Source organism: Ancylobacter mangrovi (assembly GCF_024752335.1).
Classification (GTDB): domain Bacteria; phylum Pseudomonadota; class Alphaproteobacteria; order Rhizobiales; family Xanthobacteraceae; genus Ancylobacter; species Ancylobacter mangrovi.
Genome location: NZ_JANTHY010000001.1, coordinates 1,063,467 through 1,084,872, shown reverse-complemented (window position 1 = coordinate 1,084,872; position 21,406 = coordinate 1,063,467). Strand labels below are relative to the sequence as shown.

General features: G+C 69.5%; 14 protein-coding genes. 9 read left to right on the top strand and 5 right to left on the bottom strand.

Going from position 1 to position 21,406, the window contains the following annotated elements; translation table 11 throughout:
• Positions 1-31: 31 nt before the first annotated feature.
• Positions 32-1,291, top strand: a complete 1,260-nt coding sequence (tyrS, locus tag NVS83_RS05270) for a tyrosine--tRNA ligase (RefSeq protein WP_258730517.1) — start codon at positions 32-34, stop codon at positions 1,289-1,291.
• Positions 1,292-1,358: 67 nt separating this feature from the next.
• On the opposite strand, the gene NVS83_RS05265 is transcribed toward tyrS, so the two are convergent.
• Positions 1,359-4,955, bottom strand: coding sequence for a DUF3971 domain-containing protein (locus tag NVS83_RS05265; protein ID WP_258738362.1), 3,597 nt, complete (start codon positions 4,953-4,955; stop codon positions 1,359-1,361).
• 142 nt (positions 4,956-5,097) lie between these two features.
• Between NVS83_RS05265 and NVS83_RS05260 the strand changes: the two genes are divergently transcribed.
• Positions 5,098-5,565, top strand: coding sequence for a peroxiredoxin (locus NVS83_RS05260; RefSeq protein WP_258738360.1), 468 nt, complete (start codon positions 5,098-5,100; stop codon positions 5,563-5,565).
• Between the two features lie 42 nt (positions 5,566-5,607).
• Here NVS83_RS05260 and prfB read toward each other — a convergent pair whose 3' ends face one another.
• A complete protein-coding gene (gene prfB, locus NVS83_RS05255) occupies positions 5,608-6,738 on the bottom strand; it encodes a peptide chain release factor 2 (RefSeq protein ID WP_258738359.1) in 1,131 nt (376 codons plus the stop codon).
• A 240-nt stretch (positions 6,739-6,978) separates the two neighbouring features.
• Here prfB and NVS83_RS05250 point away from each other — a divergent pair, with 240 nt between their 5' ends.
• A complete protein-coding gene (locus tag NVS83_RS05250) occupies positions 6,979-7,590 on the top strand; it encodes a glutathione S-transferase (RefSeq protein ID WP_258738358.1) in 612 nt (203 codons plus the stop codon).
• A 17-nt stretch (positions 7,591-7,607) separates the two neighbouring features.
• Here NVS83_RS05250 and NVS83_RS05245 read toward each other — a convergent pair whose 3' ends face one another.
• Both NVS83_RS05245 and NVS83_RS05240 read right to left on the bottom strand, forming a co-directional pair.
• Positions 7,608-10,046 (bottom strand): penicillin-binding protein 1A, encoded by a 2,439-nt coding sequence (locus tag NVS83_RS05245; RefSeq protein WP_258730522.1) that lies wholly within the window; start codon positions 10,044-10,046, stop codon positions 7,608-7,610.
• A 94-nt stretch (positions 10,047-10,140) separates the two neighbouring features.
• Positions 10,141-11,637 carry an N-acetylmuramoyl-L-alanine amidase gene (locus tag NVS83_RS05240; protein WP_258738357.1) on the bottom strand — a complete coding sequence of 499 codons (1,497 nt, stop codon included), beginning with the start codon at positions 11,635-11,637 and terminating at the stop codon, positions 10,141-10,143.
• Between the two features lie 816 nt (positions 11,638-12,453).
• On the opposite strand from NVS83_RS05240, the gene NVS83_RS05235 reads away from it, so the two are divergent.
• Complete coding sequence (locus tag NVS83_RS05235; protein WP_258738356.1) at positions 12,454-15,186, top strand: Rne/Rng family ribonuclease; 2,733 nt, start codon at positions 12,454-12,456, stop codon at positions 15,184-15,186.
• Between the two features lie 122 nt (positions 15,187-15,308).
• On the opposite strand, the gene NVS83_RS05230 is transcribed toward NVS83_RS05235, so the two are convergent.
• The gene (locus NVS83_RS05230) at positions 15,309-16,511 is read right to left on the bottom strand and encodes a pyridoxal phosphate-dependent aminotransferase (RefSeq protein ID WP_258738355.1); all 1,203 of its coding nucleotides are present in this window, start codon (positions 16,509-16,511) and stop codon (positions 15,309-15,311) included.
• A gap of 144 nt (positions 16,512-16,655) precedes the next feature.
• On the opposite strand from NVS83_RS05230, the gene NVS83_RS05225 reads away from it, so the two are divergent.
• The 5 genes from NVS83_RS05225 (at position 16,656) to accC (ending at position 21,396) form a co-directional block, all read left to right on the top strand.
• Entirely contained in the window at positions 16,656-18,131 is a 1,476-nt protein-coding gene (locus NVS83_RS05225; protein WP_258738354.1) for a M48 family metalloprotease, read from the top strand.
• 39 nt (positions 18,132-18,170) lie between these two features.
• A complete protein-coding gene (locus NVS83_RS05220; RefSeq protein WP_258738353.1) occupies positions 18,171-18,944 on the top strand; it encodes a DsbA family protein in 774 nt (257 codons plus the stop codon).
• A gap of 144 nt (positions 18,945-19,088) precedes the next feature.
• Positions 19,089-19,526 (top strand): type II 3-dehydroquinate dehydratase, encoded by a 438-nt coding sequence (gene aroQ / locus NVS83_RS05215; protein ID WP_258738352.1) that lies wholly within the window; start codon positions 19,089-19,091, stop codon positions 19,524-19,526.
• 30 nt (positions 19,527-19,556) lie between these two features.
• A complete protein-coding gene (accB, locus tag NVS83_RS05210; RefSeq protein ID WP_258738488.1) occupies positions 19,557-20,033 on the top strand; it encodes an acetyl-CoA carboxylase biotin carboxyl carrier protein in 477 nt (158 codons plus the stop codon).
• Between the two features lie 10 nt (positions 20,034-20,043).
• Positions 20,044-21,396: an acetyl-CoA carboxylase biotin carboxylase subunit gene (gene accC / locus NVS83_RS05205; protein ID WP_258738351.1), complete on the top strand. Its 1,353-nt coding sequence runs from the start codon at positions 20,044-20,046 to the stop codon at positions 21,394-21,396.
• Positions 21,397-21,406: the final 10 nt, after the last annotated feature.

The window sequence follows — 21,406 nt, the reverse complement described above, 5'->3', positions numbered from 1 at the left end:
CCTAATATGGCGTTGATGCCGGCAGGCCGAGATGATGAGCTTCCGATCCGATTTCCTCCGCACGCTCGACGAGCGCGGCTTCATCCATCAGATCTCCGATGATGAAGGTCTCGACAAGCTTTTCGCTACGGAAACCGTCACCGCCTATATCGGCTTCGATCCGACCGCGCCGAGCCTCCACGCCGGCTCGCTGATCCAGATCATGATGCTGCACTGGCTGCAGGCGACCGGGCATCGCGCGGTCTCGCTGATGGGCGGCGGCACCGGCATGGTCGGCGACCCCTCCTTCAAGGACGAGGCGCGCCAGCTCATGACGCTGGACACGATCGAGGCCAACATCGCCTCGATCAAGCGGGTGTTCTCGAACTATCTCGACTACGACGCCGGCGCCACCAGCGCGCTGATGATCAACAACGCCGAATGGCTGCGGGGCCTCAACTACCTCGAATTCCTGCGCGACGTCGGCCGGCACTTCTCGGTCAACCGCATGCTGTCCTTCGACAGCGTGAAGATGCGGCTCGAGCGCGAGCAGTCGCTGTCGTTCCTCGAGTTCAACTACATGATCCTGCAGGCCTACGACTTCGTCGAGCTGGCCAAGCGCTACGACTGCCGGCTGCAGATGGGCGGCTCGGACCAGTGGGGCAACATCGTCAACGGCATCGATCTCGGCCACCGCATGGGCACGCCGCAGCTCTATGCGCTCACCTCGCCGCTGCTCACCACAGCCTCCGGCGCCAAGATGGGCAAGTCCGCCAACGGCGCGGTGTGGCTGAACGCCGACATGCTCGGCGCCTACGAGTTCTGGCAGTACTGGCGCAACACCGAGGACGCGGACGTTACACGCTTCCTCAAGCTCTACACCACGCTGCCGATGTCCGAGATCGCCCGCCTCTCCGCGCTTGGCGGGGCGGAGATCAACGAGGTGAAGAAGATCCTCGCCACCGAGGTCACAGCCATGCTGCACGGCCGCGCGGCGGCCGAAGCGGCGGCGGAGACGGCGCGCAAGACCTTCGAGGAAGGCGCGCTCGCCGCCGACCTGCCGACCGTCGAGCTGGCGGGCGGCACGCTCGGTGCGGACGGGATCGGCGTGCTCTCCGCCTTCTCCGAGGTGGCGGGCCTCGTCGCCTCCAATGGCGAGGCGCGGCGGCAGATCAAGAGCGGGGGGCTGCGGGTCAACGACGTCGTCGTGACCGACGACAAGCGCGTCCTCACCCCAGCCGACCTGACGCCGGAAGGCGTGATCAAGCTCTCCTTCGGCAAGAAGAAGCACGTGCTGCTGAAGCCGGTGTGAGCCGGCGCGCGCCGCGCGCCTCCGCGCCTCATGGCGGAAAACACCCGGCCGCACGCCCGGCCGTCCGCTAGCGCGTGGGCACCAGCGCCGGCGGGGTCGGGTCCGGCGCCTGCCGGAACTCGAAGATCTTGCGCAGGAAGCCCGGCGCCACCGCCGAGATCGGGTTCACCCGCAGCGTCGGGCCACTGAGCGGGCCGACGACCTCGTAGGTCACGCCCACCAGCCCCTCATTCGGCCCGCCGCCGAGGAAGAAGCCCAGCACCGGCACCCGGCTGAACAGGTTGTTAAGCCCGAAGGCCGGCACATAGGTGCCGCGCACCGCGACCCGGTCGGCGGCGAAGTCGAGCGTGCCGTCGAAGGTCGAGCCCATGGTCGGGCCCCAGATCGCGCCCTCGCGGATGGTGAGCTGCTCGGCCGAGCGCTGGAAGTCGGCCTGCAGCTTGCGGAAGGCTATCGCCGCGCCCGGCGCCGGCCGGCCGTCCTTCGTCTGGGTCGGGGCGGCGGCGATCAGCCGGTCGAGCCCGGGCTCGCCACGGATCACGAAGTCGCGCATGTTGACCACGCCGCTCTGCGGCCTGCCGTCACCGCTCGGCGGGTCGACGTCAATCCACAGGTCGCCGCCATAGATGCGGGTGTAGAGATCGACGAAGCGCAGCAGCGCGCCGGCGTCGCTGGTCGCCACGCGCAGCACGCGCTGGCCGCCCTGCTTGGTCAGTTCGCCCTTCACCCCGCCGTCGCGCCCGACCAGCGCGGCGAGGTCGAAGGCGGTGAGCGTCCCGTTGCGCCGCGACATGCGCAGCACCGCCTGGCGCATGGTCTCGCCATTGTTGCCCGCCACCACGCCGAGATTGACGTCGAGGTCGATGTCGGCCGGCTTGTCGTTCTGGCGCCCGGCGACCGGGGCCTCGAGCAGGTTCTTGAGGAAGGCGCGCGCCTCGATCACCTCGCCGCGCACGGTCAGCTTCATCACCCCGTCGACGTTCTCCGCCTTCACGCTCGCCTTGTCGCCGTCCGAGAGCTGGAAGGTCGGCAGGTTGGCGCTCACCAGCGAGGCCTTGGCATCGAGGTCGACCGAGCCGCGTATGTTGACGCCCTGCCCGGTGATGACGAGGTCGTCGAGCTCGGTCTCGGAGTTGGTCACCACCGCCTTGGCAGTGAGCCGCGCCGGGCGGCCGGCGGGCTTCGACCAGCCGGGCACCAGTTCGGCGAGGCGCGCGCGGGTGAGGTCGATGTCGACGTCGGCGGTCTTGCTCTTGGGCCCGATCTTGCCGGAGAGCTTCACCCCCACCGTTCCCGACAGGCTGGCGAGGTCGAGATTGAGATTGCTCCTCGCCGCGTCGTCGAGCGTGGCGGCGACGGCGAAGGTCGCGTCGCCCTTGGCGGGCTTGGTGTACTCGAAGCTCGCCAGCGCGCCGCCGACCTTGCCCTCGCCGCGCAGCACGGTGGCGGCGGGGGTCACGAAGGCGCGCACGGTGGCGTCGTCCAGCTTCTGGCCGAGCAGGATGTTGTCGGCGCTGAAGTCGGACAGATTGGCATCGAAGGCGTAATCGACATCGGCCGGCGTCATGTGGTCGGACAGGCGGACATTGATCTGCGCCGTGCCCTTGATGGTGCCGTCGACATCGGCCGGGTCCATCTGCTCGGCCGCCGCGCCGCGCAGGGGTGGCGTGCTGCCGAGCTCGACCGCTGCCGCCGCCGAGCCGCTCACGCTCACCTGGATCTTGGCCGGCGGGTTGTCGACCACCACGTCGGGCACGTCGAGCACGCCCTGCGGGAAGTCCAGCTTGCGCCCGTCCGGCGTGTTGATGCTGGCCTTCGTGGCTTCGACATGGGCGCTGCGGCCGGTGGCGTGGACGCTGATGTCGGCGCCCTCGAAGGGCGGCAGGTCGGGGATCGGGCGGAACACGCCGTTGCTGCCGGTGACGATAATGGAAACGGCGTCGGCCGGCAGCGGGCGCTCCTTGTTGCCGATCGAGCCGAGCGGCGCCGTGAAGGAGATCTCGGCGCTGGTCACGTCGCCGGAGACGACGTGGTCATAGACCCATTTGCGCACCGGCGGCGCGGCCACGATCGGCCACAGCCGCTTGAGCGACGTGGCCGACATCGGCGTCGCGCTGACCGAAAGCGCGAGCGAGGGCTCGACGCCGCCGAGGTCGAGCGCACCCGTCAGCTTCACCCCGCCCTGCGGCCCCTTCAGGTCGCCCTGGTCGATGACGATGCGCGACTGCGCCGGGTCCATCGAGAGGGCGAGCGCGATGTCGTCGAGCACCAGCGGCGGCTCGTTCTCAGAATATTTGCCGCCGCCGCCGAACACCGCGCGCGCCGCCGTCGTGCGCAGCTGCCACTTGCCGCTGCTGTCAGCCGGCCCCTGCACCTCGCCGGTGAGCTGGAGAGCGAACGGGCCGGCATGGATCGACAGCGGCGCCAGTGCCAGCACGCGGCGCGCGGGATCGTAGCGGAAGGTCAGCGAGGCCTCGTCGACGAGGGTCCGCCCGGCCTTGTCGGGGCCGAGCTGGAACTCGCCCGCCCCCGCCACCAGACGCCCCTCGCTGCCGATCAGCACGCCCTTCCGGTCGATGCGGGCGGAAACGTCGACCGAGATGGGCGAGGTCGCCACGAGGTCGGCATCGGCCTTGCCCGCGGCGATCATCAGGTCGCGCGGGGCGAGGTCGCGCACCTTCACCGTGAGCGGGCGCTCGCCGTTCCTGAGCCCGCCGATGGTGGCGCTGGCCGACCAGGGGCCATCCGTACCGCCGGCAGTCAGGTCGAAGCTCATGCCCCCTTCCGGCGGGCGCGAGAGCGAGAGGTCGATGTCGTCGAAGGTCCATTGCCGGCCGCTGATGTCGCTGCGCACTACCAGCGTGCCGTCCTTGAGGCCGATTTCCGAGAGGTCGGCGCCGTCGAGACCACCACGGTCGATGCCGTCGGCGAAGGCGGCGAGGCTGGAAAGGCGCAGCGGTCCCACCGGCGTCGGCGCCGCGCCGGAGGCGGGAACGACGGCGGCGCCCGTGGAGGCCGGCGCAGCCGCATCGGCGGGCGGCGCGGGCTGCGGCGCCGATGTGTCGGCCACGTTCGCATCCGGCCCGGCGGCGCCCGGATCGTCGACGTCCGGCTCGTTGTCCTCCGCCGGTGTCTCCAGCGGCTTGCTGCCCTCGGTCGAGATGACGATGCCGCCCTGCGCGTTTACCCGCACCATGAGCTTCACGCCCACAAGGTCGATGCGCCGGGGCCGGGCGATCCAGGGCAGCAGGCCGTCCTGCATCGTGACCTCGGCCTGCGGCGCCACCGCGATGATGTCGCCCGCCGCGTCGCGCACGGTGATGTTGCTCGCCCTGAGTTGCATGCCACCATCGGGCGCGCGCGCCGCGACGATCTCGCCGATCGCCACCTTGCGCCCACCGCCGAGGCGCGATTCGAGCGCGCTTTCGACATAGGGGCGCGCCATGTCGACGGTCAGGATGCCGGTGGTGAACATGAGGTACAGACCGAACGCGGCGGCGAAAGTCAGGCCGACCAGCGTGCCGAACGACCAGCCGCAGACTCGAAGCCAGCGGCGCCCGCGCCGGGAGCGCGCAACGCCCGCCTTCGCGACGCGCCGTGGACGCGGGCGCCTAATGACGCGCTTCGCGCCGGCACCCGCCTTCGGCCTGGTCGGCTGCTTCATGAATGCTTCGAATCTCCGCGACGTGCGCCATAATGCCCGGGCCGCCCCAGCCCCGCGATACCTTTTGCCTCAAAGTTCCCGCCAGCGGAGCGACCGTCACCTCTTCAGCCGATCACCCCAAAACCCGCCGAAAGGAAGGCAGATGACGCGTATCGACGTCGGTAGCCCCGCCCCCGACTTCACGATTTCCACCGACACCGGCGAGAGCCTGACGCTCGCGGCCTGCCGGGGGCACAAGCTGGTGCTCTACTTCTATCCGAAGGCCGGTACCCAGGGGTGCACGATCGAGGCGCACGACTTCGACCGGCTCGGCCCGCAATTCGCGGCGGCGGATACGCGCGTCATCGGGATCTCGCCCGATTCGGACCGCGCCATCGGGCGCTTCCGCTCCAAGCAGGCGCTCTCGCTGGCGCTGGCCGGCGACGAGGCGCACGCGGTGCTTGAGGCCTATGGCGTGTGGACCGAGAAAAGCATGTACGGGCGCAAGTTCATGGGCGTCGAGCGCACCACGGTGCTGATCGACCGCGAGGGGCGCATCGCCCGCCTCTGGCCCAAGGTGAAGGTCGCCGGCCACGCCGACGAGGTGCTGGAGGCGGCGAAGGCGCTGTGACGGATCGCGCCGGCCGGGAGCGCGGCCGGCGGGCGGCCGCCCTCAGTCGACGTCCTCGACGTCGGCCGGGCCGCCGCCATAGGCGCGCTGGGCCAGCGCCGCTTCCATGAACGGGTCGAGGTCGCCGTCCAGCACTTCCTGCGGCGTGCCCGAGGAGACGCCGGTGCGCAGGTCCTTCACCAGCTGGTAGGGCTGCAGCACGTAGGAGCGGATCTGGTGGCCCCAGCCGATGTCGGTCTTGGCGGCCTGCTCGGCGGCGGCCTGCGCCTCGCGTTTCTTCAGCTCCAGCTCGTAGAGCTTGGCGCGCAGCATGTCCCATGCGGTGGCGCGGTTCTTGTGCTGGGAGCGGTCGCCCTGCGCCACCACGGCGATGCTGGTCGGGATATGGGTGAGGCGCACGGCCGATTCGGTCTTGTTGACGTGCTGGCCGCCCGCACCGCCCGAGCGCATCGTGTCGACGCGCACATCCGCTTCCTTGATGTCGACCACGATGCGGTCGTCGATCACCGGGTAGACGTCGATCGAGGCGAAGGAGGTCTGGCGCCGCGCGTTCGAATCGAAGGGCGAGATGCGCACCAGCCGGTGCACGCCGGCCTCAGTCTTCAGCCAGCCATAGGCGTTGTGGCCCTTGATCAGCACGGTGGCCGACTTGAGACCCGCCGCTTCGCCGGGCGAATCCTCGATCAGCTCCACCTTGTAGCCGCGCCGCTCCGCCCAGCGCGTATACATGCGCAGCAGCATCTCGGCCCAGTCCTGGCTGTCGGTGCCGCCGGCACCGGCATGAACCTCGAGATAGCTGTCATTGGCGTCCGCCTCGCCCGAGAGCAGCGCCTCGAGCTGGCGGCGGGCGACCTCGGACTTCAGCCGTTCCAGCGCGGCGGCGGCCTCGTCGACGATGCCCTCGTCGCCCTCCATCTCGCCGAGTTCGATCAGCTCGACATTGTCGGCGAGCTCGCGGTTGATGCGCTCGATCGCGCCGAGCCCGTCCTCCAGCGTGCCGCGCTCCTGCATCAGCTTCTGGGCGCGGTCGGGATCGTTCCAGAGATTGGGGTCCTCGGCGAGCGCGTTGAGCTCCGCCAGGCGGGCTTTGGAACGGTCGAAATCGATGTGCTGCCGGAGGAGACCGGCGGCTTCGCGGATTTCGTCGACGCTCGCGGCGAGCTCGGCGCGCATGGGGACACTCTCAAAAGGACGCGGAAAGGCGGCGGAAAATAGAGGCGTTGGGCATGGCTGTAAACGGGCGGTGCCGTGCATGGCGGAACAGGCGGCGTTGCGAGCCGAACGGCGGGCGGCACGGCACCCGGCTCGGTACGCCACCCTGACGCTCGACCGGCGGCAGCCCGCTGGCGCCCGGCGCGACAGCCCCTAAGATCGGGAGCCCCCCGCCCAGCGGCCCCAAGGAGGAAAGCCCGAATGCGCCTGATCGGCATGCTCGATTCGCCCTATGTCCGCCGCGTCGCGATCTCGCTGACCGCGCTCGACCTGCCCTTCACCCATGAGAGCGTGTCGGTGTTCCGTCACTTTGACGCCTTCGCGGCGATCAACCCGGTGGTGAAGGCGCCAACGCTGGTGACGGATGACGGCGTGGTGCTGATGGATTCGACGCTCATTATCGCCCATGCCGAACGCCTCGCCGCCCCCGGCATGAGCCTCGAGCCGGCCGACATCGCCGCCCATGCCCGCAGCCAGCGGCTCGTCGGCCTTGCGCTGGCGGCCTGCGAGAAGACGGTGCAGATCGTCTACGAGCACCAGCTGCGCCCGGAAGAAAAGCGCCACCAGCCCTGGCTGGACCGCGTGCAGGGCCAGCTCTTCGCCGCCTACCGGGCATTGGAAGCTGAGATCGGCGAGGGCTGGCTGACGGGCGAGCGGCCGATGCAGGCCGACATCACCGCCGCGGTCGCCTTCACCTTCACGCGCAACATGATCCCCGAGGTGGTGCCCGCCGACGCCTTTCCGGCGCTGGCGCGCTTCACCGCCCGGGCGGAGGCGCTGCCCGCCTTCCTTGCCATGCCCTATGACGGCTGAGCCGGCGCCGGCCGGGCTCAGTAGAGCCCGCCGGTTCCGCTGTTGCCGAGCGCCCGGTCCGCCTCCGGCGACACGCCGATCGGCTTGCCGGAGGCATCGGTCGCGCCGATGACGGAGTAGCTGTCGGGCGGGGCGGTGCCGGGCTTGAACGCCTCGAGGATCGAGGGGTCGCCCGGCCCGGCGCGCAGGCCGGTCTTCGGGTTGACGCGAACCAGCTTGATCCCGGGCGGCACGCGGAACGGCACCGCCGGGCGGTCGGCCAGCGCCGCCTGCATGAAGTCGCGGACCACCGGCGCGGCGAGAACGCCGCCGGTCGAGCCATGGCCCATCGGCTTGGGCGTGTCGAAGCCGAGATAGACGGCGACCACCATGTCCGGGGTGAAGCCGACGAACCAGGCGTCCTTCTCTTCGTTGGTGGTGCCGGTCTTGCCCGCCACCGGCTTGCCCAGCGCCTTGAGCGCCGAGCCGGTGCCGCGCTGGACCACGCCTTCCAGCATCGAGGTGATCTGGTAGGCGGTCATCGGGTCGAGCACCTGCTCGCGCCGGTCGATCAGCGTCGGCTCGGGCTGGTGCTCCCACTTCTTGGCGTCGCAGCCCCGGCATTCGCGTTCGTCGTGCCGGTAGATGGTCTTGCCGTAGCGGTCCTGGATGCGGTCGATCAGGGTCGGCTTGATCTTCTTGCCGCCATTGGCGAATTCCGAATAGCCGGCCGCCATCCGCATCACCGTGGTCTCGCCCGCGCCGAGCGACATGGAGAGCACCGGCAGCAGATTGTCGTAGATGCCGAAGCGCCGCGCATATTCCACGATGGTGGGCATGCCGAGGTCGTTGGCGAGCCGCACCGTCATCACGTTGCGCGAGTTTTCGAGGCCGAAGCGCAGCGTCTGCGGCCCGTAGAACTTGCCGGAATAGTTGTTCGGCCGCCACGTGTCCTGGCCCGGCTGGGTCAGCTCGAACGGCGCGTCGAGCACGATGCTGGAGGGCGTGTAGCCATTGTCGATCGCCGCGGCGTAGACGAACGGCTTGAAGGAGGAGCCCGGCTGACGCATCGCCTGGGTGGCGCGGTTGAACTGGCTCTCGTCGAAGGAGAAGCCGCCGGCCATGGCGAGCACGCGCCCGGTCTGCGGATCCATGGCGACGAGCGCGCCCTCGATCTTCGGCTCCTGGCGCAGCCGCCACTGGTCCGGCTTGCCCTCGATGGCCTCGACATAGATCACGTCGCCCGGCTTCAGCACCGAATCGACGCCGGCCTTCTTGCCGCGAATCGCCCATTTGGCGCCGTCCTGCGTGATCAGCCCGACCTGGCGCTGCTTGGACAGGCTGCCGGAGCGGTCGCGCTGCGGCTGCAGGCCGATGCGGGCCGAATCGCCGTCCGCCTCCAGCACCACGGCGAGGCGCCAGGGAATGTCGGTGAACGAACTCACGTCGGCGAGCCGGGCGCCCCAGTCGCCCGAAGTCTCGATGCGCGAGACGACGCCGTGCCAGCCGCGCTTCTCGTCATAGCCGGTGAGGCCGTCGATCAGCGCCTTCTTGGCCATGAGCTGGAGCTTGGGATTGAGCGTCGTGCGGACGGACAGGCCGCCGCCATACAGCTTATCCTCGCCATAGCGCTCGAAGATCTCGCGGCGCACCTCCTCGGCGAAATATTCGGCCGAGAAGATGTGCGCGCCGGTCGGGCGCACGGTCACGGCGAGGTCGGTCGCCTTCGCCTTGTCGGCCTGCTCCTGCGTGATGTAGCCGTTCTCGGCCATGCGATCGATCACCCAGTTGCGGCGTTCGACGGCGGCCTCGTGGTGTCGGAACGGGTGGTAGTTGTTCGGCCCCTTGGGCAGGGCGGCGAGATAGGCCGCCTCGGCGACGGTCAGCTCGGAAACCGACTTGTCGAAATAGAGCAGCGAGGCGGCGGCGACGCCGTAGGAGCCGATGCCGAGATAGATCTCGTTCAGGTACAGCTCGAGGATCTTGTCCTTCGAATAGGCCTGCTCCATGCGCAGGGCGAGCAGCGCCTCCTTGATCTTGCGGTCGAGCGAGACCTCGTTGGTCAGGAGGAAGTTCTTCGCGACCTGCTGGGTGATGGTGGAGGCGCCCTGCGGGCGGCGGCCGGAGCCGTAATTCTGCAGATAGGCGAAGGCGGCGCGGATGATGCCGGTGATGTCGATGCCGCCATGGCTGTAGAAATTCTTGTCCTCGGCGGAGATGAAGGCCTCCTTCACGAGGTCGGGAATGTTCTGGATCGGCAGATAGAGCCGGCGCTCCTTGGCGTACTCGGCCAGCAGCGAGCCATCCGCGGCGTGGATGCGGGTCATCACCGGGGGCTCGTAGTTCTGCAACTGGCTGTAGTCCGGCAGGTCCTGCGAGAACTTCCAGACGAAAAAGCCGGCGACCCCGCCGCCGATGATGAAAAGAATGGTGCCCAGGGCGAACAGAAAACCCAGGAACCGCAGTAGCAGCCGCATGCGGCCTCGCCCTCTCAGCTGCGACCCCTTCTCCGTCCAGGCGAAAAGAGGTCCGTATCCGATGTCGCCCCAGGGGCACCCCTGTGCGGGGCAACTATGGCCTTATCGCGGCTTCCGGCCGGCTTCCACCCCCGGAATCACCAACCGTCGCATCAAGGCTGGCAGGCATGGCGACCGGAAGCACCTGAGCCGGCTTCTGGGTCGCGAAATAGGCATTGATCGCCACCACCATGGCGTCCGTAACCTTAGACTGCCAATCCTTGGATGTCATGAGTTCGAGGTCCTTGGCGCTCGAAAGATAGCCGAGCTCGAACAGCACGGAGGGAACGTCGGGCGCCTTGAGCACCTTGAATCCCGCCGATTTGAGCGGCGACTTGTGCAGGCGGGCGGTGTCCTCGATGTAGCCCGCGAGCGTGCGGGCGAACTGGGCGGAGAAGTTGCGGGTCTCGCGCTGGGCGAGATCGAACAGGATGCCGGCGACGTCGTTCGGCTCCTCGGAGAGGTCGACGCCGGAGATCATGTCGGCCTTGTTCTCCGAATCGGCGAGGCGCTGGGCTTCCGCGTCCGAGGCGCGATCGGACAGCGTGTAGATAGTGCCGCCGCGCGCATCGCCCGAATGGCCGGGCAGCGAATCGGCGTGCAGCGAGATGAACAGCCGCGCGCTGCTCTCGCGGGCCACCCGCACGCGCTGGCCGAGCGGCACATAGGTGTCGTCCTCGCGGGTCATCAGCACCCGGTAGCGGCCGGTGGCGTTGAGCTTGTCGCGCAGCTCGAGGCCGACGGCGAGCACGAGCTCCTTCTCGGCGACGCCCGACGAGACGCTCACCGTGCCGGGGTCGATGCCGCCATGGCCCGGATCGATGACGATGACCGGGCGGGTGTCGCCGGCCGCCGCCACCGCGGGCGCGGGCATGGGCGGCTCCTGCATGCGCCGCACCGGCGCCGCGACCATCTTGAGGAAGCTCTTGCGGTCGGTCTTGACCAGATCGACGACGAGGCGCGCCGGCTGGCCGTCCATCGGCTCCAGCACGAACGCCTTGTCGATCTTCACCGGCGCCGACACGTCCATGACGATGCGCGCCTTGCCGGGCGCGAACAGGCCGAAGCGGTAGGCGGTGACGAGCCCCCTGCCCTCCTGCCCGGCGCTGGCCGGCAGGGTGAAGACGACGTCGGGCACGTCGACCACCACGCGGTAAGGATCGGCGAGGGTGAAGGCGCCGAGCGGCACCGCGCGCGACAGGTCGACCACCAGGCGGGTGCGCTCGCCGTCGCCCGCGAGCCGCGCGTCGGTGGCGATCGCCGGCGCGCTGTCCACCACCGCCTTCGGGACCGCGCCCGTGACCGTGCCGGTGGTGGTCGGATCGACCGCGCCGGTGGTTGCGGGGGCAGACGCCTCCGGGGCAGCCTTGTCCGAAGCGGGCGCGTCCGCCGCGCCGGCGGCCTCGGCCGTAGTGGTCTGGCTGGCGGCAATCGGGGCCGACGCCTTCGCACCCGGCTTCGAGGCCGCTCCGGCGTGAGCAGGCATGCCGGCGGGCGCGAGGGCCGCAACCGCCGCGAGCATGACCGCCAAGATCGCCTTGCGCCACTTCATGCCGGGATCCGGCCTCCAAAAATTGCACGCGCGTCGCCGCGCGCTTTTCGGCCACGCATCGGCCGCGTCGTTCCTGTCGCTATTCTCTAACGAAATATAAAGGCTCGGTTAACCGAACGTTGCGGTTGCGCGGCGCGTGTCCGGCACGGCGTGGCGCCATGGCAACGGCCGGACGGTGGCAACATGATGACGAACCGGCGAAGGGTCGCAGGCGACCGACTGACGGCAATCCTTGCCAAATCGGCACGCATGCCGCTATTAAGGGCATGCATATGGTTCGCATTTCCGGGTCGCTCGACTGACATCCGGCATTCGCGGTCCGGCGGCGACGGGCGCACCAGCGATGGAAGCCTGCATCCGGTCACGATTGGGTCCCTTGTGGGCGCGTGACTGCCGTGAGCGCGGGCCGAGGCCCGCGACGCCAAGGGACAGCGCACCGCCGATGTCGCCACCGGGCTTCCGGACGCGGCAGGGTTTCACGTCCGGCGCCGGACGCGCCCGCGCATTTCGTCACCATATGTCGCGAGTCGGGCCGTGCGCGGTCGCGGCTCACCCTGTTCGGTCGAGAAATGGACGGCACTCAGCGATGACGCGACAGTCGGCAAGTGCGGGAGAGGCGCGGAGCAGCTTGCTTCGTCGCGCCCACAACCGCCGCCGCGCCGCGTCGCCGACCTCCCGTCCGCGCTGCACGTTCGCCGTGCTGCGCCCCGCTCGCCGGTTTTCGGACCCGTTATCGGTCACCGCTTGCAGGCACGGTTCATGCCGTCGGACGTCCCATGCGACGTCGACGCCGCCGTTGCCGGATATGAGAGTTCAATGGCCAACAAGATGCTTATCGACGCCACCCATCCGGAGGAGACCCGGGTGGTCGTGGTGCGCGGCAATCGAGTCGAGGAATTCGACTTCGAGGCCGCCGACCGCAAGCCGCTGCGCGGCAATATCTATCTCGCCAAGGTAACCCGGGTCGAGCCGTCGCTGCAGGCCGCCTTCGTCGAATATGGCGGCAACCGGCACGGCTTCCTCGCCTTCAGCGAGATCCATCCCGACTACTACCAGATCCCGGTCGCCGACCGGCAGGCGCTGCTCGACGAGGAAGAGCGCCAGCAGCGCAAGGAGGCCGAGGACGAGGCCGAGGAGAAGCCGAAGCGCTCGCGCCGCCGCAGCGCGGCGAAGAAGTCCAGCGCCGAGGATACCGTCTCCGAGGACCCCGCCTCCGGCGAGGCCGGCGCGTCCGCCGGCGACGACGAGGTCGCCGAGAAGCCGAGGCGCTCGCGCCGCCGCGCCGCGCCCAGCGACGACGAGCCGGGCGGCGAGGTCGAGGAGATCACCGCCGAGGAGGACGTGGTCGAGCAGGTCGGCTCCGACGACGCCATGGAAGAGGTGCCCGAGCGCCAGGCGCCGCGCACCCGCGCCCGCACCTACAAGATCCAGGAAGTGATCAAGCGCCGGCAGATCATGCTGGTGCAGGTCGTGAAGGAGGAACGCGGCAACAAGGGCGCCGCGCTCACCACCTATCTGTCGCTCGCCGGCCGCTATTCGGTGCTGATGCCGAACACCGCGCGCGGCGGCGGCATTTCGCGCAAGATCACCTCCGCCGACGACCGCAAGCGGCTGAAGGAGGTCGCCTCCGACCTCGACGTGCCGGAGGGGATGGGCGTCATCCTGCGCACGGCCGGCGCCAACCGCACCAAGACCGAGATCAAGCGCGACTTCGAGTACCTGCTCCGGCTGTGGGAGAATGTGCGCGAGCTGACCCTGTCCTCGACCGCGCCGTCGCTGGTCTATGAGGAAGGCTCGCTGATCAAGCGCTCGATCCGCGACCTCTACAACAAGGACATCGACGAGGTCCTCGTCTCGGGCGACGACGGCTATCGCGAGGCCAAGGACTTCATGCGCATGCTCATGCCGAGCCATGCCAAGAACGTGAAGCCCTACAAGGAATTGCAGCCGATCTTCACCCGCTTCGGGGTGGAGAGCCAGCTCGACGCGATGTTCCTGCCGCAGGTCCAGCTCAGATCCGGCGGCTATCTCGTCATCAACCCGACCGAGGCGCTGGTCTCGATCGACGTGAACTCGGGTCGCTCCACGCGCGAGCACAACATCGAGGACACGGCGCTCAAGACCAACCTCGAAGCGGCGGAAGAAGTCGCCCGCCAGCTGCGCCTGCGCGACCTTGCCGGCCTCGTCGTGATCGACTTCATCGACATGGACGAGAAGCGCAACAACCGGGCGGTCGAGCGCAAGCTGAAGGAATGCCTGAAGAACGACCGCGCGCGCATCCAGCTCGGCCGCATCTCGCATTTCGGCCTGATGGAGATGAGCCGCCAGCGCATCCGCACCGGCGTGCTGGAAAGCTCCACCGAGGTCTGCCCGCATTGCGGCGGCACCGGGCATGTGCGCTCTTCGGCCTCGGTCGCGCTCCAGCTTCTGCGTGCCTGCGAGGACCTGCTGCAGCGCTCGAACACGCACAACCTCATCGTGCGCACCCGCACCGAGAACGCGCTTTATGTGCTGAACCACAAGCGCGCCCATCTGCATGAGCTGGAAGCGCGGTTCGGCGTCATCATCACCATCAGCGCCGACGCCACGCTGACCGGCCTCACCCCCTTCGCCATCGACAAGGGCGAGGCGGTGCTGAACCCGATCCCGATCCCGCGTGCGCCCGAGCTCGTCGTCGAGCCCGAGGACGAGGTGGAGATCGAGGAAGAGGAGATCGAGGAGACCGAAGAGGTCACCGAGGCTCCGGCCCAGCGCGCGGCCAGTGGCGAGAACGCCGATGGCGGTGGCCGCCGGCGTCGCCGCCGGCGCCGGCGCCGTCGTGGCGGCCAGAACGGCGAGAGCCAGGGACGCGACGATAATGGCGGGTCGGACCTCGATGCCGCCGGAATCGAGTTCGAGGACGACGGCGAGGACTCCGACGAGACGCCGGCCGCCGCGGCCGACTCCGCTCCTGCCGATTCGGTGCACGAGGCTCCGGCCGAGGACGCGCCGGTCGCCGAGGCTCCGGTCGTGGGCGAAGCCGCCGAGCAGGCGGTCGAACTCGCCGAGGCCGGCGCGGCCGATGCCGCGGAAGCGACCGAGGAGCCGGCGGCCGAGAAGGCCCGCCCGCGCCGCGGCCGTCGCGGCGGCCGCCGCACCCGCGCCGAGAAGGCAGAGGAAGAGATGGCTGAGGGCGAGAAGGTCGAGGGCGAGCAGGCCGGGGGCGAAAGCGCCGCGGCCGCCGAGGCGCCGGCGGAAGCCGCTGCCGAGCCCGCTGCTGCCGAGCCTGCGGAACCGGCACCCGAGCCGGAAGCCAAGCCCAAGCCGCGCCGTCGCCGCTCCACTGTGCGCGAGCGTGCGCCGGTCGCGGACACCGCTGCTGCCGAGGCGCCCGCCGAGACGGCGCCGGCCGAGACCGTGACGGCCGAGCCGGCTGCGGAAGCGGCGCCGGAGGCCCCGTCCGTAGAGACGGCGGCCGAGGCCGAGCCCGCGCCGGCCGAGAACGCGCCCGTCGAGGAAGATCGTCCGCGCCGCACCGGCTGGTGGCAGCGCAAGCTGTTCGGCGAATAAGGCCGGCCGGCCCGAAGATCGAAAGGCCACGCGAGCGCACGCCCGCGGGGCCTTTTCATTTCAGAGCGCCATGGGTGGCCGGGCGCGCATCGGCCCCGCCCTCGTTCAGCCCAGCGCCGGGCTCAGCCCCGCGCGAGAAACGCGCCGATCCGCTCCACCGCCTCGCGCATCTCCTCCCGGCTCCCGGCATAGGACAGGCGCAGAAAGTGGTGGCCGCGATGCGGGTCGAAATCGACACCCGGCGTCGCCGCCACATGCGCCTCGTCGAGCAGCCGCCGCGCGAAGGCAGCGGAATCGTCGGTGAAGCGGGAAATGTCGGCATAGAGATAGAACGCCCCGTCCACGGGCAGGAACTCGGGCAGCCCCGCGCCCGGCAGGCCGCGGGTGAGGATCAGCCGGTTCTCCTCATAGCCGTGCTTGACCGCCTCCATCTCGGCCGCCCCGTCGAAGGCCGCCTCGGCGGCGACCTGCGAAAGTGTGGGGACGGAGATCATCAGGTTCTGCTGCAGCCGCTCGACGGCGCGCACCAGCGGCGCGGGCATCACCATCCAGCCGACCCGCCAGCCGGTCATGCAGAAATATTTCGAGAAGGAATGGATGATGGTGGCGTTGGGGCTCAGCGCCGCCGCGGTCGTCGCCGGGAAGGCGTAGTCGAGGCCGTGATAGATCTCGTCGGAGATGAAGCGGATGCCGAGCCCCTCGGCGGTGGCCAGAAGCTCGGCCAGCGCCTCGGGGCGCATCATGGTGCCGGTCGGATTGGCCGGGCTCGCCACCAGCACGCCGCTCAGCGGCGCCTGCCGGTGCGCCTCGGCCAGCGCCTCCGGCGTGATGACCCAGCGCGAGGCGGCGTCGGTCTCGATCAGCACCGGCTCGCAACCGAGCGCGGTGAGGATGTGCCGGTAGGGCGGATAGCCGGGATTGGCGATCGCCACCCGGTCGCCGGGCTCGAACATGGCGAGGAAGGCGAGCAGGAAACCGGCCGAGGAGCCGGTCGTCACCACCACCCGCGCCGGGTCGAGGTCGACGTCGTAGGTCTCGCCATAGTGGCACGCGATCCGCGCGCGCAGGCTCGGCAGGCCGAGCGCGGTGGTGTAGCCTATCCGTCCATGGTCGAGCGCGCGCCGGGCGGCCTCGCGCGCGCTTGCCGGCGCCGGGGCGGCGGGCTGGCCGACCTCCATGTGGATCACCTGCCCGCCCTGCGCCTCGATGCGGGCGGCGCGCTCCATCACGTCCATCACGATGAAGGGGGCGATCTCGCTGCGGCGCGACGCCTGGAGCAGGAGCGTGGCGGCGGCCGCCTCGCGGGACGCGGAAAGAGGGTTCATGCGATCGGCCCTGCCGGCTATGCCGTAACCGTGCCGCAATCTGCGGCTGCTCTCGGCATACTTCAAACGAAGATGATGTGCACAAGACTTGACCCTGCGTCGATGACAGCGTCAGGTCCCCGCACATTCAGTTCCGCCCGATGGATGATGCGTCTCAACCAGCTTGACAACCCCTCGCTTCGGCCAAGGGGCCCCGAAATCCGCCCGACCCGCCCGCGCCCGGCGCGCCTTCTCGCGCGCGTCGCGGGCCGCACGGCCTATGGCCTCGCCGTGCTCGCCACCGGCATGCTCGCCGCCGGCCCTGCCCGGGCGCAGTCGCGCGGACCGAACATCATCCGCGATGCCGAGATCGAGACGCTGCTGCGCGACTATACGCGGCCGATCTTCAAGGCCGCGGGCCTGACCCAGCAGAACATCAAGGTGGTGCTAATCGGCGACGATTCGTTCAACGCCTTCGTCGCCGACGGCAAGCGCATCTTCATCAATACCGGCGCGCTCAAGCAGGCGAAGACGCCGAACGAGGTGATCGGCGTGCTGGCGCACGAGACCGGCCACATCGCCGGCGGGCATCTGGCGCGCCAGCGCGAGATGCTCGAATCCGCGCAGACCGCCGCCATCGTCGGCATGCTGCTGGCCGCGGGCGGGGTCGCCGCCGGCGCGGCGAGCGGCAGCAATATGGGCGGCGCCGCGGCCGGCGCGATGATGATGCCGCAGGACATGATGCGCCGGACCATCCTCTCCTACCGGCGCGAGCAGGAAATGGCGGCCGACCGCTCCGCCATCAGCTTCCTGAACGCCACCAAGCAGTCCGCCGCCGGCATGCTGACGACCTTCGAGCGGTTCGAGAACGAGCAGATGTTCATCAGCCAGCGCGTCGATCCCTACGTGCTGAGCCATCCCATGGCGGCGGACCGCATCGCGCTGCTCTCCAACCTCGCGCACAAGAGCCCGTACTTCAACGCCAAGGACTCGCCGGCCCTGCAGGCGCGGCACGACATGATGCGCGCCAAGCTGGTCGGCTACACGGAAACGCCGGACGCGGTGAACCGCACCTATTCGCCCTCCGACACGTCGCTGCCGGCGCGCTACGCGCGGGCGATCTCGGCCTATCGCTATGGCAGCATTCCCGGCGCGATCAGCCAGATCGACGCGCTGATCGCCACCCAGCCGTCCAATCCCTATTTCTACGAGCTGAAGGGCCAGGCGCTGCTGGAAGCCGGCCGGGCGCGCGAGGCGGTGCCGCCGCTGCGCCAGGCGGTGAAGCTGTCGGGCGGCAATCCGCTGATCCGCATGCTGCTCGGCCAGGCGCTGGTCGCCACCGACAACAAGGCGGTGATGGACGAGGCGGTGCGCGAGCTGACCTTCAGCCTGCAGCGCGAGCCCGATTCCCCCGCCGGCTGGCGCTATCTCGCCATGGCCTATGGCGACAAGGGCGACATTCCAAATGCCGACCTCGCCTCGGCCCAGTCCGCCTTCGTCGGCGGCGATTATGCGCTTGCCAAGGAGCTCGCCTCCCGCGCCCGCACGAAATTTCCACTCGGCTCGCCCGGCTGGCTCAAGGCGGATGATATCGTGAAGTTCACGCCGCCGCCGAGTTCGCGCGCGCAGCGCCGTCCCTGACCGACGACCGACCGAACAACGTCCTTTCCGGAGATGAACATGCCGCCGCTCACCTTTTTCCGCCGTGCCGGGTGCAGTGCGATCGCCGCCTGCCTCCTCCTCGGCATCGGCCTCGCGCCGGCCTCCGCGCTCGACGACAGCCAGCGCAAGGAGTTCGAGGCGGTGATCCACGACTACCTCCTGAAGAACCCGGAGGTGATCCAGGAGGCCATCGTCGAGCTGCAGAAGCGCCAGGCCGCGGCCGAGGCGAACCAGCGCGACCAGGCACTCGCCTCGTTGAAGCCGCTGATCTTCGAATCGCCGCGCGGCGCCGTGGTCGGCAACCCCAATGGCGACGTCACGCTGGTCGAGTTCTTCGACTACAATTGCGGCTATTGCCGCCACGCGCTCGCCGACCTCGTCAAGCTGACCCAGGAAGACCCCAAGCTGAAGGTCATCCTGAAGGAATTCCCGGTGCTCGGCCCCGGCTCGGTCGAGGCCGCGCAGGTGGCGGTGGGCGTGCGCATGGTCGCGCCCGACAAGTACTTCGCCTTCCACCAGAAGCTGCTGGGCGGGCGCGGGCAGGCCAACAAGGACAAGGCGCTGGCCGCGGCCAAGGAGGCCGGCGTCGACATGACCGCCCTCGCCAAGGCGATGGCCGACCCGGAAGTGAACGCCACGCTGCAAGAGAGCATGAAGATCGCCGACGCGCTCGGCATCGACGGCACGCCGAGCTATGTCGCGGGCGACTCGGTGATCGTCGGCGCGGTCGGCCACGACCAGCTCAAGAGCGCCATCGACTCGGTGCGTTCCTGCGGCAAGACCCAGTGCTGAACCGGCCGCGGGGGCGCCCCGCGACCTTGCGTCCGGGGATTAACCCCCGCTCCGGCCGGCTCGGGGCTTGGCGGCGGGCCGGGCATTGCCTATAAACCCGCGGCCCCGGCAAAAATCGGGCAGCGGCTGATCTTTCGAGGGGCGATGCCCGACACGGTACATGTTCTCAACGGCCCGAACCTGAACCTGCTCGGCACGCGCGAGCCGGAGGTGTACGGCCGCGCGACCCTCGGGGACGTCGAGAACGCCTGCCGCGCGGCCTGCGAGCGACACGGGCTGGAGCTCGTGTTCCGCCAGACCAATCACGAAGGCGAGCTGGTCGGCTTCCTGCAGGAGGCCCGCGGCTCGCTCGGCGTCGCGCTCAATGCCGCCGCCTACACGCACACCTCGGTCGCCGTTGCCGACGCCATCAAGGCGGTCGGCCTCAATGTCGTCGAAGTGCACCTGTCCAACGTCTTCGCGCGCGAAGCCTTCCGCCATCACTCCTATGTCTCGCCGGTCGCCCTCGGGGTGATCTGCGGGCTCGGGATCGATGGCTACCGGCTCGCCATCGACGCGCTTGCCGCGCGCCGTGTCAGCTGAGGGAGGCGGGCAGCCCCCCGTCACGGGATGATGATGAAAACCAACAAGCCGAACATCGACCCCGCGCTGGTGCGCGAGATCGCCAACCTTCTCTCCGAGAGCGACCTCACCGAGATCGAGGTGCAGCACGAGGACCTGCGGATCCGCGTCGCGCGCGCCGCGCCGGTCTACGCGCCCGCGCCGGTCGCCATGCCCGCGCCCGCGCCGATGCCGGCCGCCCTGCCCGTGGCCGCCGCGCCGGCCGCCGCCGGGGGCGACGACCTTGCCAAGCACCCCGGCATGGTGCCCTCGCCGATGGTCGGCACCGCCTATCTCGGCCCCGAGCCCGGCGCCAAGCCCTTCATCGGCGTCGGTTCCGTGGTCAAGGAGGGCCAGACCCTGCTGATCGTCGAGGCGATGAAGACGATGAACGCCATCCCCTCCCCGCGGGCGGGCACGGTCACCCGTATCCTCGTGGACAATGCGCAGCCGGTCGAATATGGCGAGCCGCTCCTGATCATCGAGTGAGACACGCCTGATGTTCGGGAAGATCCTCATTGCCAATCGCGGCGAGATCGCGCTGCGGGTCCTGCGGGCCTGCAAGGAGCTCGGCATCGCCACCGTCGCCGTGCATTCCACGGCCGACGCCGACGCGATGCATGTGAAGCTCGCCGACGAGAGCGTGTGCATCGGCCCGCCCGCCGCGCGCGACAGCTACCTCAACATCCCCGCGCTGCTCGCCGCCTGTGAGATCACCGGCGCCGAGGCGGTGCATCCGGGCTACGGCTTCCTCGCCGAGAACGCGCGCTTCGCCGAGATCCTGATCGACCACGGCGTGAAGTTCATCGGGCCCAAGCCCGAACACATCCGCATCATGGGCGACAAGATCGAGGCGAAGAAGACCGCCAAGAAGCTCGGCATCCCCTGCGTGCCGGGCTCGGACGGCGGCGTCTCGAGCGACGAGGAAGCGGCCAAGGTCGCGAGTGAGATCGGCTTTCCGGTGTTGATCAAGGCTGCCGCCGGCGGTGGCGGGCGCGGCATGAAGGTCGCCCGCTCCGAGCAGGAGCTCTCCTCCGCGCTGTCGACCGCCCGCTCGGAAGCGCGCGCGGCGTTCGGCGACGACGCGGTCTATATCGAGAAATATCTCGGCACGCCGCGCCATATCGAGATCCAGGTGCTGGGCGACGGCCAGGGCAATGCGGTCCATCTGGGCGAGCGCGACTGCTCGCTGCAGCGCCGGCACCAGAAGGTGTGGGAGGAGGCCCCCTCCCCGATCATCACCCCCGAGCAGCGCGCGCGCATCGGCGGGACGGTGGCGCAGGCCATGCGCGACCTGAAATATCTCGGCGCCGGCACGATCGAGTTCCTGTACGAGAACGGCGAGTTCTACTTCATCGAGATGAACACCCGGATCCAGGTCGAGCACCCGGTGACCGAGGCGATCACCGGCATCGACCTGATCAACGAGCAGATCCGCGTCGCCGCCGGCCTGCCGCTCGACATCACGCAGGAAGACGTGGTGCTCGAGGGGCACTCGATCGAGTGCCGCATCAATGCCGAGCACCCGCGCACCTTCCGCCCCTCCCCGGGCAAGATCGACTACTGGCACGTGCCCGGCGGGCCGGGCGTGCGCGTCGATTCGGCGGTGTATCAGGGCTATTCGATCCCGCCCTTCTACGACAGCCTCGCAGGCAAGCTGATCGTCCATGCACGCACGCGCGAGGAATGCCTGCGTCGCCTGCAGCGCGCTCTCGACGAATTCGTGGTCGAGGGCATCGAGACCACGCTGCCGCTGTTCCGCGAGCTCGTCGCCAATGACGACATCCGGCGCGGTGCCTACGACATCCACTGGCTGGAGCAGTTCCTCGCCGACGGTGAGCCGGCGAGCTGACCGGCCGCCG